The organism is Caballeronia sp. M1242 (genome assembly GCF_017220215.1).
In the GTDB taxonomy this organism is placed as follows: Bacteria; Pseudomonadota; Gammaproteobacteria; order Burkholderiales; family Burkholderiaceae; genus Caballeronia.
On sequence record NZ_CP071132.1, the window covers coordinates 521,805 to 534,566 of the forward strand.

Genomic DNA, 12,762 nt, shown 5'->3' on the forward strand with positions numbered 1-12,762 from the left:
GAGTCGTCGGTCAGGAAAGCAGCGTATCGGCAAGCAGCTTCACATTCAACACGACAATCACGCCGGCGACCAGCCACGCGAGCGCCGCCAGCCATCGACCGATGACGAAGACGCCCATTTTCTGGCGGTCGGACACGAAGCGCACGAGCGGCACGACGGCGAACGGCAGCTGCATCGACAGGATCACTTGGCTCAAAACGAGGAGTTGGCCGGTGGCTTTTTCGCCGTAGATCGCGGTGACGGCGATCACGGGCGTAATGGCGATCGATCGCGTCAGGAGGCGGCGCGCCCAGTTCGGCAGGCGCAGCTGGAGGAAGCCTTCCATCACGATTTGCCCGGCGAGCGTGGCCGTGACCGTCGAATTCAGACCGGAGGCGAGCAGCGCGACCGCGAACAAGGTCGACGCGATGCCGAGACCGAGCAGCGGCGACAGGAGATGGAACGCGTCGGCGATTTCCGCCACCTGATCGTGACCGCTGCTATGAAAGACGGCCGCCGCCACGACGAGGATTGCGGCGTTGATGAACAGCGCGAGCGTCAGCGCGAGGGTGCTGTCGATCGTCGCCCAGCGGATGGCGTCGCGGCGCGCATCTACCGAAGCGCCATAGGCGCGCGTCTGCACGACCGAAGAATGCAGATACAGGTTGTGCGGCATGACCGTCGCGCCGAGAATGCCGATCGCGAGGTACAGCATCTCGCGGTTCGCGACGATTTGCGGGGACGGCACGAAGCCGCGCAGCACCTGCGCGACCGGCGGCGCCGCCGCGGCGATCTGCAACGCAAAGCAGACCGCGATGACGGCCAGCAGCGCGATGACGAATGCTTCGAGGAAACGGAAGCCTCTGTTGACGAGGAGCAGCAGTAGAAAGGCGTCGAGCGCGGTGATCAGCGCGCCCAGCACGAGCGGGATGTCGAACAGCAGCTTTAGCGCGATGGCGGTGCCGATGACTTCGGCGAGATCGCACGCGATGATCGCCATTTCGCACGCTAACCACAGCGCCAGATTGACTGGCCGCGAGTAATGGTCGCGGCATGCCTGCGCGAGGTCGCGGCCCGTCGCGACGCCGAGCCGGACGGCCAGTGCCTGCAGCAGGATCGCCATGAGGTTCGACAAGAGGATGACCGCGAGCAACGTGTAGCCGAAGCGCGATCCGCCTGCGATATCTGTCGCCCAGTTGCCGGGATCCATGTAGCCGACCGAGATCATGTAGCCGGGTCCTGCGAACGCAAGGAGTCGCCGAAACCAACTGCCGCCGACCGGCACTCGCACCGACGCGTGGACCTCCGGCAAGCTCGGGCGCACATCGTCCGGTCGAGCATCTTTGTCCGCGGGGCGAGGGTCGCGCATGGGCACGGGCCTCCGTAAGGCGCTTGTCAGTGGACGAATATGCGCCGGGCGTCATAAAGATACAAGCCTTGGGGCAGCTGTTTGCGTCGAGTATTGATAATCTTACTTATCAGATGTAGCGATTTTCGTTGTCAAATTCGGACTGAGTTGATAACCTCGCGCCAAATGGTTGATTTCAAAAAAGAACCTTCTTCCGCTCAAGCTGATTTGCAGGACGGCGCCGCAACGCGACGGCTCACGCGTCAACACTTTGCCCTGTATCGCGGCTATCTCGACGGCGTGTCGGAGGCGCAACTTCATGCATCGTATGGCGACTCGGGCAGCGACGTGCGCAGCACGCGCCGGCTCATCGCTGCTTTGCGCGACACGCTGTCTGTGCTGGCGCGTCGCGCGCACGATACCGAAGCGGCGCATCTTCTCCGATTGCGCCCGGGAAGCATTCCGTCGACGCCCGCCGAACTTGCCGGAAACGCGCCTACGCTCGAGACATTCCGTGAACGCGTCGATCCTGAGGGTGTATTCGGCGAAGCGGAATTGCTGGCGTTGTATCGGGAGTCGTTCCCGGCGGACGCCTCGCCGACTGTCGATAGGCGAACCGCGCGAAACATGCGCCTGCGTCGGCGCCAGGCGGACGCGCTCGCGCGAATGGAAGCGACGCTGGTCCACGATCCGCGGCCTGACCATCCGATCGACGGTTGGTTCGAGCCGGCAGTCGCGGCGCGGCTCACCGCCGCGGGAATTGAGACGATCTCGGATTTGATCGCGTTGGTCGAGCGCCGCCGGCATCGCTGGTACACCGCAGTGCCGCGACTCGGTCCCAAGGGCGCGCAGCGCATCGTCGACTGGCTGCAACTGCACTCGGACGCGCTCGGCCACAGGCTTTCGCCGTTGGCGCTGGTGCCGCGGCGACAGTGGACGCCGGCGGTGCCCGAGCGTCCCATTGCGAACGGTGACGCGGTTGCTATCGCGCCGCTCGAAGCGATTCGCGTCCCTGCCCCGCTCGACGGCTCGGACGGGACGAATCGGGCTCGAGGCTCAAACTGCCTTCTTCGCACCGATATCGAGGCGATTAACGCGTGGCTCGACGCGCGTTCTGCAAGCGACCACACGCGGCGGGCTTATCGGCGGGAGGCTGAACGGCTGCTGCTGTGGGCATTGGTCGAAAAGAGGAAGCCGCTGTCGTCACTGACTTCGCCGGATTGCAGCGAGTATGTTCATACTTTTCTTCTGAATCCGAGTCCCGGGCGTTGGGTCGCGAAAGGCCGCGTCGAGCGGTGCCTCGCCGCATGGCGGCCGTTCGCCGGTCCGTTGTCCGATCGCAGCCGGGAGACAGCGCGCTCAATATTGAACGCGATGTGCGAATGGCTCGTCGGGATCTGTTACTTAGCGACGAATCCGTTCAGCGGAATGGACCGGGCAGCGACGCCGCCCATTTTCGATGCACAGACGCGGTCGCTCGACTTCGGGCAGTGGAAGCTCGTTTTCGACGCCGTGACCCGGCGTAAGTACACCTTTGTGGAGCATCGCGACCGCCTCGCGCTGCTGCTCGCGTACGCCACAGGCCTGCGCCGCGCCGAATTGGCGCATGCGACGACCGACATGCTGTCAGTCGGGCGCCTTCGGGGCGTCGACGCGCCGGTTTGGCGGTTGAGCGTCGGCGATGCGTCGCGACGGAGCGCAGCTCGATCCGTGTTGCTGCCGCCCATCGTGGTCGAGGCGCTGGAAGAAAACCTGACCATGCGCGGGCTTCCCAGCGTGCTGGACTGCCCGGAACGCACGCCGCTGCTCGCGCAGGCGCGAAACGGCGGGTCGATCACGCCCGACGGTATTGGCAAGTTGTTCAGGGCGATTTTCGCGAACGCCGCCGCTGCAGCGGAAAAAAAGGTCCCTGGCTCCGGGCGGCTCCTCTCGCTCGCGAGCACGCATTGGTTGCGGCACACGCACTCGGCCCACGCGCTGGCGCACGGGGCGGACATCGTCGAGATCGGCAGGGGCCTCGGGCATGCAAGCTCTTCGACCACATCGGTTTACTTGCAGGGCGATAGTTCGCGGCGTTTACTTGGCGTCGAACGACTTCTAAGAGAGACTTTCGCGCTCGGACAGTCATCAGAATCCGCTTAACGCAACGTTGCGGCCGCTGGGAACGTTGTAAAAATGCCTGAGAGCGCGGGAAAACGACTTCAGAGTTTACTTGAGGTTTACCGGTTGGGCGTTTATTCTTCGGTTTGCAGCATGTTTTCCACAAACCGAAGAATTATTTGCTTACCCAGGCCCGCCAGTGACTGCGAACTCCATGTTAAGCGCCCGGCTTCCCGAAGTCGATCAATCCGTTTCCATCGAAACGCTGCTGGGGGTGGCCGCTCAAGCCACTGACATCCTCAACCAGATCCGCGACGCGATGCTGGAGCCGTACCCGCGCAAGAGCGCGCCCACTTTCACGAGCGCGCAGGTTGCGTCGCTGTGCGGCATCGACAAGCAACGGTTTCAGTATTTGACGACCAAGGGCGAACTGCCGGCAGGAACGTCGAAGGGTGCGGGACGAAGCAAAGAGTTCACGCTGGAAGAAACACTCACCTGGATACGGGCGACAAAAGAGCGCGTCAGGCGGCCCGAGGGTAAGCGCGGGCGGATCGTGACGGTGGCGAACTTCAAGGGCGGCGTCGCGAAAACGACGACCGCCGTCTCGGCCGCGCAGGCGCTGACGCTTCTCGGCCGACGCGTGCTGGTAATCGACTGCGACCCGCAAGGCACCACGACGCAACTGTGCGGTTGGGCGCCCGACGCTGAGATCTCCGACGACCAGACGCTCTTGCCGCTCATCTATGGCGACCAGGAGACACTGCGCTACGCCGTGCAGCAGACGTATTGGCACAACCTAGATCTGATTCCGGCTTCCTCGTCGCTTTTCGACGCCGAATTCGAGATACCCGCGAAGGTCCTCAACGACAGCACGTTCGAGTTCTGGGAGATCGTTCGCAAGGGCTTGCTGCCCTTGACGGACGACTATGACGCGATCGTCATCGACACGCCGCCCGCGCTCAGCTATCTAACTATCAATGCGCTGCTCGCGTCCGACGCCATTCTGCTCCCCTGCCCGCCCGAAGCTCTCGACTTCGCGAGTTCGACTCAGTTCTGGCATCTATTCGCGGACATCGCGAAGAAGCTTCCGGGCGTGCTCGAGCAGAAGCGCTTCGACTTCGTGAACGTGATCTTGACTAAAGCCAAGTCGGACGATGTGTCTCGCGTGGTGCGGGGCTGGTTGCAAAAAGCCTACGGCGATCGCGTCCTGCCGTTCGAGATCCCCGAGTCCACTGTGCCGAAGGGAGCATCCGCCCAACTCTCTACCGTCTACGACTTGTCAAAACCGGATGGAAGCACGGCCGCATACAACCGGTTCAAAGAGCCGCTCGACCGGCTCGCAGAGCATCTCGACGCGCAATTCGTCCGCGCGTGGAACCAGAAGGAGGAATAAATGGGGATTGGGGATAGGCTCCTCGCGAAGACTGCAAACGTCGGCAGCAAGCCGACTGACACGTCTCAACGACCCGCGAACACCGAGCCGCGGACCTCGCCCGGAAGATTGATGGATGCGCAGCATCGCATCAACGCGGCGCAGGCTCGCATTAAGGAACTGGAATCGCAACTTGAAGAACGGGCGGCGCTTGAAGTGCCGCTCGACGCGCTCGTAGAAGTACCGGGACGTCGCCGAAAGCTCACGGCCGAGCAGTTTCAGGAACTGAAGACCAATCTCGCGCAGCACGCCCTCGCTACGCCGATTCTGGTTCGGTCCGTTTCAGACGGGCGGTACGAGATTGTGGCCGGACACAACCGGGTCGCCGCGTATCGCGAACTCGGACGCGGCACCATTCGCGCGAACGTTGCATCCATCGAGGAAGGCGAGATTGAGTTCGCCGCTTTCTTCTCGAACCTGCTATCGCCATCCCTTACGGACTTTGAAAAGTATTGGAACTTCAAACGGCTGCAGGAGTTGAGCGGACTGTCGCGCACTGAGATAGCCGAAAGCGCCGGACTGAGCAAAAGCCACGTAAGCCGCATTTTCTCGTTCGACGCCCTGCCGGACGCAGCGAAGGAAATATTGGCCGCAAAGCCTGAGCGCCTCGGGAGTAACGCTGCCCAGAAGCTCGCGGCGCTTGCGGAAGCCGGGAAAAGTGAGAAGGTGGTCGAAGCAGTGAAGCGCCTCGTCGACGATGAGAGCTTCACTCAGGACAAAGCGGTGGCACTCGTTGCTGAGAAGCCCAAGGTCGCGCAGCCTAGCGCGACAGTCGTGCGCGCAGGACGGCGGAAGGTATGCGAAGTAACGACTCGGAATGGAGTGGTAGGAGTCCGGTTCTTCGAGAAAGACGCCGGCGCTGCGAATGATTGGGGGCAGCGGATAGCGGATTTCATTAGCAAGTCGCTAAGCGAGACCGCCGAAGATGAGTGACCTACTAGGTACTCGTTAAAAATCAACGACTTAGAGTTTTGCAGTCAGGCAAGCGCTAACACTGCGCTGGAAACGTCCGAAAAGCATCAATTGGCCGAGGTAGCCATGTAACCGACACGCTGTATAAAGACAAAAGCCTTCGGCGCCAACCGAAGGCTTTTGAATTCGGGCTTAACTGCTGTTCGCCCGGTTCGCTTCCCGACGCCAATCGGGTCACGAGTGCACATCTCGAAGTTTAGCGGATCGCGATCGGCAGTCAAGCGTTTGTCCTCCATTTCTCGAAATGGACGCACTTGACATGCATATCGCGCAACTTTCCGTTGCAGGCGAGGTTGGTTCTCGTCCGCAAAATAGTGACCTGCTTCCTGCGCCAGAAGACCGACAGGCGCTAGACGAATACGCTTGTGACCGGTCGAATCTGCCCTGGATCATTTTCCGCGCAGCGCATCGCGCCAATCACCTGTCCGCCCTGCCTGCCCGCGCCCGCGCGGTGCTCGCCGCCCTTGCTCGGACTGTCGATGCTGCTCGCCCCTTCGCAGCCATATTCGCCCGACGTGAGCTCTTGACAGGGCGAGCCCTTCAATCCATGCGCACGTTCTATCGGAGCCTCGAAGACCTCCAATCAGCGGGATTCATCACGCGCCCTCCGCAAACGCGGTATCAAAGCGCCGGTCTGTTCGGTAGAGCCTATCTGCACCTGACACCTAAAGCGGCCGACTTGCTCGGTTTGACCGAGAAGCCCGCGATTGACAGTGGTTCTGCGCGCGAGTCAAACCAGGCGCCCGTGTACAACTCCGCGGGCGATTTCTTGACCGCACCGTCTGTCACCCTGGCAGACGGTGCTATATATAAGGATCTATCCCCTACTAATCAAAAGAGACAACCGGCCCGCCTCCCCGCCGATCTCAAACGCCTGCGGCTGCTGGGATTTCGTGAATTTCTAATCTTCAAACTCATGGGGGAGGCGCGACAACACGGAAAGCTTCTCTCCGACGTCGTAGAGACCACATGGGAGCATCTGAAGCGGGCAAAGCATCCGATCAACTACCTGCGCGCTCTGCTGAAGAAGCCGATCGATTACGCCTACCGAGTTCGCACTCTTCGCGCTGAGACGGAACAGCGACAGTCGCGCGAATCGCAAGACTTGCACATCGTGAACACCACTCGGGCGATCGCCGGCAAAACATTCGTAAGCCGCGACGGGCTCACGCGCTATGTCGTTTCCGCCGATGCCACGGAACTCACGGCGCATCACCGTGACGAGCCGCGTCCTCGCGTGCGAGTGGGATCTTGGGCCACCGATTTCGTGGCAGCGCTCGACGGTGGCCACATCTCGCCGGTATCGCACGAGGCGTTGAACGTCGAAGGCGTTAAGCGGCAGGAGGATTTCGACCACATCTGCGAGCACGAAGTCGACAAGCAAGCGCCGAGCAGCACGGAACACGTCACGGCCCTGAAACGACTCCTCAGGTTGAAAACAGTCGGTGCCGTCCCCAAATCGACATCGAGGCGGGAGTCGGAAAACCTGCGTGAACTCGTGATCTCACGACCCGCGCGGTGCGACATGTCGCATCAAGCAGACCTTTTGAAAAACCTGCTGCGTCGCAACAAACCCTGATATACTCTAAGGTTCCGCCTCTAGAGGCGATTGAAATACGCAAGCTGCGCGAACGCGGTTTGCGCGCTTTGCTCGATGCGATTCTCAGCAAGCCGTCCGTGATCGAAAGTGATTCGATATCCATGCGGGCCGTACGCTCGCTTCCGGGGACCTGTCATCGCCGAGCAAACCTGTCGAGGAGAAAGTATGGCAAGTTTTGATCGGGAAGATTCGGAGCTGGATATCGTCGCGCCGGCGCGCAAGTCGCCGGGCCGACGCGCAGGCAAAGCAAAGGGCCAGGCCGGCAACGTGCAGCCCGATGTCGTGATGACGGCGGAGCAGGATGAAGAGCGTCAGCGTCAAATGCGCGCGTTGATTCAGTTGGGCAAGGAGCGTGGCTATCTGACGCATGCCGAAATCAACGACCATCTGCCCGACAACTTCGCGCAGACGGCGGCGATGGAAACCATCGTCAGCACGTTTAACGACATGGGCGTGGCCGTCTACGAGCAAGCACCGGACGCCGAAACGCTTCTGTTGAGCGACAACGCGCCGACGGTGGTGACCGATGAACAGTCGGAAGAGGAAGCCGAAAACGCGCTTTCGACCGTCGACTCGGAATTCGGCCGCACGACCGACCCGGTTCGCATGTACATGCGGGAAATGGGCGCGACCGAACTGCTCACGCGCGCCGGGGAAATCGCTATCGCGAAGCGCATCGAAGACGGCTTGCACGAGATGATTCAGGCGATCGCCGCATGCCCGTCGACGGTGGCGAGCATTCTGGCGGACGCGGCGCAAGTCGAATCCGGCGAGCTCAAGATCGACGAACTCGTCGACGGTCTCAAGGAAGACGACGCAGCGGAAGAAGAAATTTCGGCCTCCGAAGTGACGGATTCGACGGACATCGATACGGACGCCGAAGAATCGGATAGCGACGAAGACGACGACGGCGACATCGAAGGTGGCGATGCCGGTGCATCGAACGAAGCGCGTTTGAAGCAACTGAAAGCGGACTGCCTCGAAATTTTCGCTCGCGTGCGCGAGTTGGCCGAACAAGCCAGTCATCCGAAAGGTTCGGGTGCCGCAGCAACGAAGGCGGTCGAACGCGCGCGCGCCGAGATTCAACGCGAGTTGGGATCGATCCGCTTTACGGCGAAGACCATCGACCGTCTGTGCGCGAACGTTCAGCAGCAAGTCGCGCAAGTACGCGAGATCGAACGTCGCATTCTGCAGATCGCCGTGGACCGCTGCGGCATGCCGCGCGAGAAGTTCGTCGAGTCGTTCCCGGGACATGAGACCGATCTCGAATGGACGGCGCGCACGGCCGCAAGCGCCAAGCAATACGGTGCATCGCTCGAGCGCAGTCTGCCGGCCATTCAGGCAGAGCAGCAAAAGCTCATCGACATCGAAGCCGCTGTCGCCATGCCGCTCAAGCAACTGAAGCAGATCAACCGTCAGATGACGGCTGCCGAGCTGAAGATGCGTCAGGCGAAGCGCGAGATGATCGAGGCGAACCTGCGTCTCGTGATTTCGATCGCGAAGAAGTACGTCAACCGCGGCATGCAGTTCCTGGATCTGATCCAGGAAGGCAACATCGGTCTGATGAAGGCGGTGGACAAGTTCGAATATCGCCGTGGCTGGAAGTTCTCGACGTACGCGACGTGGTGGGTTCGTCAGGCCGTGACGCGCTCGCTCGCCGATCAGGCGCGCACGATCCGCGTGCCGGTTCACATGATCGAAACGATCAACAAGCTAAACCGCATTTCGCGCGAGATTCTGCAGCAGACCGGCCAGGAAGCGCATCCGTCGGTGCTCGCCGAGCGCATGGAAATGCCCGAGGAGAAGATACGCGGGATTCTCAAGATCGCGAAGCAGCCGGTATCGTTGGAAACGCCGGTCGGTGAGGACGCCGATGCAACGCTTGGCGACATGATCGAAGACCAGGGCGCCGCGTCGCCGGCGGATGCCGCCGTGCACGCGAACATGCGTGCCGCCATAGACGATGCGCTCAACGCGCTGTCGCCGCGCGAAGCAAAGGTGCTGCGCATGCGCTTTGGTATCGACACGGCGTCGGACTACACCCTCGAAGAACTCGGCAAGCAGTTCGATGTGACGCGCGAGCGTATTCGCCAGATCGAAAGCAAGGCGATGCGCAAGCTCATGCATCCGAGCCGCGCGGACAAGCTGCGTCCGTTCCTGGATCGCTAAGCCCGAGCGCAGTAGTACGAGCAGGGCCGCAACGCGTGCCGTCCAGTGGACGGCACGCGTTTTTTTTCGCCTGCGCCGCTCAGCCGCGCGTCGTGCCCTTCGGCGCCGATGCCGCCGCGCACGCCTGCAGCGCGATGATCGCCTTCCGCGCGAGCGTCACCGTCTCTTCGCAAGCGTGGACGTTGGCGAAGATCGAGCATCCGCCGCCCGCGTCTATCTTCGATACCGCTCGGCGCACGCGCTCCAGCGCCGACTGCGGCGAGCCGCTGTCCTTCACGATGGCGGCGACGTCGAATGCGCTGCCGCCATCTGTTTCGACGTAACCGGGGCATTGACCGACCGCCTGCGCGTGCGCGCCCGCGCATGCGGACCCGACGAGCGCAGCGGCGGCCAGCGTTCGCGCGCTGCGCCTACGGAGATCAAAGAAGGAAGGAGTGTTCATGGCGTCCCAGTCCAACGAAGCATCGCATCGAGACATGGCGCGCCGGGCTCATCCATAGCGGTCGCAAAGCACCGCGTTGTCCACAGTTTCCGTGCACAAGCGTGTGGATATCCTGAGCATCGCCGAGCCAACGCGTTGATGCGAAACGTGTTTCGCCCGTCGTGCGAAATGCGCGCGTTAAACGCCTATTGTGGACCGGTTGCAAAAAGCGCGTTCACTCTCGTATCTTTTGAACGGCTCGCTCACGACAACGCAGTATCGTTGTCCACAGTTTCAGTGATCAACCATGTGGATATCCTGAGCATCGAGCAGCTAAGCGCTTGATGCTTCACGCATTTCCTCAGACGTCGCGCAATCATGCGTCGCGCGACGGTCTCAGTGCATCGACGGTCTTCGCGTCACCCGCGCTTCGGAATGTCGAGCCCGCGTTGCACCGCCGGCCGTGCGACGAACGCATCGAGCGCGCGCTGCACATGCGCGTAGGCGTCGAACTGAACGAGATCGCGCGCCTCATAGAAGCCGACCAGATTGCGCACCCACGGAAACACCGCGATATCCGCGACGCTGTAGTCGTCGCCCATGATCCACTCGCGGCCAGCGAGCCGCGCGTCGAGCACGCCGAGCAGACGCTTGCTCTCCGCCACGTAGCGATCGCGCGGCCGCTTGTCCTCGTAGTCCTTGCCCGCGAATTTGTGGAAGAAGCCTAGCTGGCCGAACATCGGACCGATGCCGCCCATCTGGAACATGAGCCATTGGATCGCTTCGTAACGCCGCGCCGAGTCTTCGGGCAGCAACTGGCCGGACTTGTCGGCGAGATAGATGAGAATCGCGCCCGACTCGAACAGCGCGAGCGGCTCACCGCCGGGGCCGTTCGGGTCGATGATCGCTGGAATCTTGTTGTTCGGATTCAACGACAGGAATTCCGCCGACATCTGATCGTTCGTATCGAAGCGCACCAGATGCGGCTCGTAGGGCAGGGCGGTTTCTTCAAGCATGATCGACACTTTGACGCCATTCGGCGTGGGCAGCGAGTAAAGCTGGATACGGTCGGGGTGCTGCGCGGGCCATTTGCGGGTGATCGGAAAGTCGGAGAGCGCGGGCATGGCGGGTCCTGTTCGATGGGAATCGCTCAATATAGCGAGTTCGCCCACTCGACGCACATCACGCGAATCACGTTCTCCATGCCGCCGCAACGTTCACCGTGCCGCATTCCGCGAAACCTGGCTCAGAAATTGCGACTTCCGCGACAAAACCGGCGCCGACAGCCGGAACCTCAACGACCAGACTCCTCAACCGCTGCCTTGCCGCTGCCATGAAAACCGTTCCTCTCGCAACGCTTACCGCGCTCGCCGCTGTGGCTGGGGGATTGCTGCCCAGCGTGTCGCAGGCTTACCCGCTCGAACAACAGCTCGACTGCAAGTCGAGCGCGCATCGCTTCATCGCGCCGCTGCGCGACGAGCAGTACATCGACGCCAGCCCAATGCGCGTCGAAGCGAACTCGGTCAACGCTTTCCGGCCGACGCACGGCAGCGATCTCACCGCGTACGGCTTTCGCGTCTACGCCGTGCTCGGCTACGAACAAGGCGACGCGCTTTTCAAGCAGGGCAAGGGCGAGCCGATCAACGATTCGGCGTACGGCGTCGTCGTGGTCGGATCGAAGGAGTCGGTCGAGGCGCGCGTGCGCGATGCAGGCAGCACGGCCGTGGTGCACGAAGTCGTACCGATGCTGATGACCGCCATCTTCTGCAACGGCAGCCCCATGCGCAACACGGCCGGCACGGTCGCGACCGACGCGACGAGCAGTCATTGAAACGGCGTTGCAAGGCATTTCGCCGATAATGTTCGCCTGATCGACGACGCGCGCACTGTCGCGCGCCACCCAACACTTCCACACATGGAACCGGAGAACGACGCTCGCGCGCCCACTCCGGTCGACAGGAGAACGGAGACATGCCTGAAGCAGCCAACAAGAATTCGAAGATCGCGGTTGTGACCGGAGCGGGAAGCGGCATCGGACGCGCGGCGGCGCTCGCGCTGCTAGGCGATGGCTGGTCGGTGGTGCTGGCGGGCCGCCGCGGCGCGCCGCTGGAGGCGGTTATCGCCGAATCCGGCGCCGGCGAACGCGGTCTGGCCGTCCCGACCGACGTGGCCGATCCGCAATCGGTCGAGCGGCTCTTTCAGGCGGCGGTGGAGCGCTTCGGACGCGTCGATTTGCTGTTCAACAACGCGGGCGTGAGCAATCCGCCCGGTCCGTTCGAGGACTGGACGCCGGAGCAGTGGCAGGGCGTCGTCAACGTCAATCTGAACGGCATGTTCTATTGCCTGCAGCAGGCGTTTCGCACGATGCGCGCGCAGTCGCCGAGAGGCGGGCGCATCATCAATAACGGTTCCATTTCCGCGAGCGCGCCGCGTCCGAATTCGGCTGCCTACACAGCGACGAAGCATGCGGTCGCGGGCCTGACGAAGTCCGCATCGCTCGATGGCCGCAAGTACGACATCGCGGTCGGCCAGATCGATATCGGCAACGCGCTTACCGAACTCTCCGAGCGGATGTCGCGCGGCGTGCCGCAGGCGAACGGCGAGATCGCCGTCGAGCCGATGATGGACGTGAAGATCGTCGGCCAGTCCGTGCTCTACATGGCGAACTTGCCGCTCGAAGCGAACGTGTTGTTCCACACCGTGATGGCGACCAAGATGCCGTTCGTCGGCCGCGGCTGAGC

At 62.2% G+C, this 12,762-nt stretch carries 10 protein-coding genes; 7 read left to right on the forward strand and 3 right to left on the reverse strand.

The window, feature by feature from the left end; genetic code table 11:
- Window positions 1-10 precede the first annotated feature (10 nt).
- A complete protein-coding gene (locus tag JYK05_RS25920) occupies window positions 11-1,348 on the reverse strand; it encodes an Nramp family divalent metal transporter (protein WP_206470692.1) in 1,338 nt (445 codons plus the stop codon).
- A gap of 147 nt (window positions 1,349-1,495) precedes the next feature.
- Here JYK05_RS25920 and JYK05_RS25925 point away from each other — a divergent pair, with 147 nt between their 5' ends.
- From JYK05_RS25925 to rpoD, 5 genes are all read left to right on the forward strand, one after another.
- Window positions 1,496-3,469, forward strand: coding sequence for a site-specific integrase (locus tag JYK05_RS25925; protein WP_241270110.1), 1,974 nt, complete (start codon window positions 1,496-1,498; stop codon window positions 3,467-3,469).
- A gap of 172 nt (window positions 3,470-3,641) precedes the next feature.
- The gene (locus JYK05_RS25930; RefSeq protein WP_175945763.1) at window positions 3,642-4,820 is read left to right on the forward strand and encodes a ParA family protein; all 1,179 of its coding nucleotides are present in this window, start codon (window positions 3,642-3,644) and stop codon (window positions 4,818-4,820) included.
- 111 nt (window positions 4,821-4,931) lie between these two features.
- Window positions 4,932-5,792: a ParB/RepB/Spo0J family partition protein gene (locus JYK05_RS25935; RefSeq protein ID WP_241270111.1), complete on the forward strand. Its 861-nt coding sequence runs from the start codon at window positions 4,932-4,934 to the stop codon at window positions 5,790-5,792.
- 298 nt (window positions 5,793-6,090) lie between these two features.
- Window positions 6,091-7,410: a replication protein O gene (locus JYK05_RS25940; RefSeq protein WP_206470694.1), complete on the forward strand. Its 1,320-nt coding sequence runs from the start codon at window positions 6,091-6,093 to the stop codon at window positions 7,408-7,410.
- A gap of 186 nt (window positions 7,411-7,596) precedes the next feature.
- Window positions 7,597-9,600 carry an RNA polymerase sigma factor RpoD gene (rpoD, locus tag JYK05_RS25945; protein ID WP_175945757.1) on the forward strand — a complete coding sequence of 668 codons (2,004 nt, stop codon included), beginning with the start codon at window positions 7,597-7,599 and terminating at the stop codon, window positions 9,598-9,600.
- Between the two features lie 79 nt (window positions 9,601-9,679).
- On the opposite strand, the gene JYK05_RS25950 is transcribed toward rpoD, so the two are convergent.
- On the reverse strand, window positions 9,680-10,042 hold the full coding sequence (locus tag JYK05_RS25950) for a hypothetical protein (protein ID WP_241270112.1): 363 nt from the start codon (window positions 10,040-10,042) through the stop codon (window positions 9,680-9,682).
- Window positions 10,043-10,440: 398 nt separating this feature from the next.
- Window positions 10,441-11,145 (reverse strand): glutathione S-transferase N-terminal domain-containing protein, encoded by a 705-nt coding sequence (locus tag JYK05_RS25955; RefSeq protein WP_175945756.1) that lies wholly within the window; start codon window positions 11,143-11,145, stop codon window positions 10,441-10,443.
- A 209-nt stretch (window positions 11,146-11,354) separates the two neighbouring features.
- Between JYK05_RS25955 and JYK05_RS25960 the strand changes: the two genes are divergently transcribed.
- Together JYK05_RS25960 and JYK05_RS25965 are read left to right on the forward strand one after the other, a co-directional pair.
- Window positions 11,355-11,852, forward strand: a complete 498-nt coding sequence (locus JYK05_RS25960; RefSeq protein ID WP_175945755.1) for a hypothetical protein — start codon at window positions 11,355-11,357, stop codon at window positions 11,850-11,852.
- Between the two features lie 140 nt (window positions 11,853-11,992).
- Window positions 11,993-12,760 carry an SDR family oxidoreductase gene (locus JYK05_RS25965; protein ID WP_206470695.1) on the forward strand — a complete coding sequence of 256 codons (768 nt, stop codon included), beginning with the start codon at window positions 11,993-11,995 and terminating at the stop codon, window positions 12,758-12,760.
- Window positions 12,761-12,762: the final 2 nt, after the last annotated feature.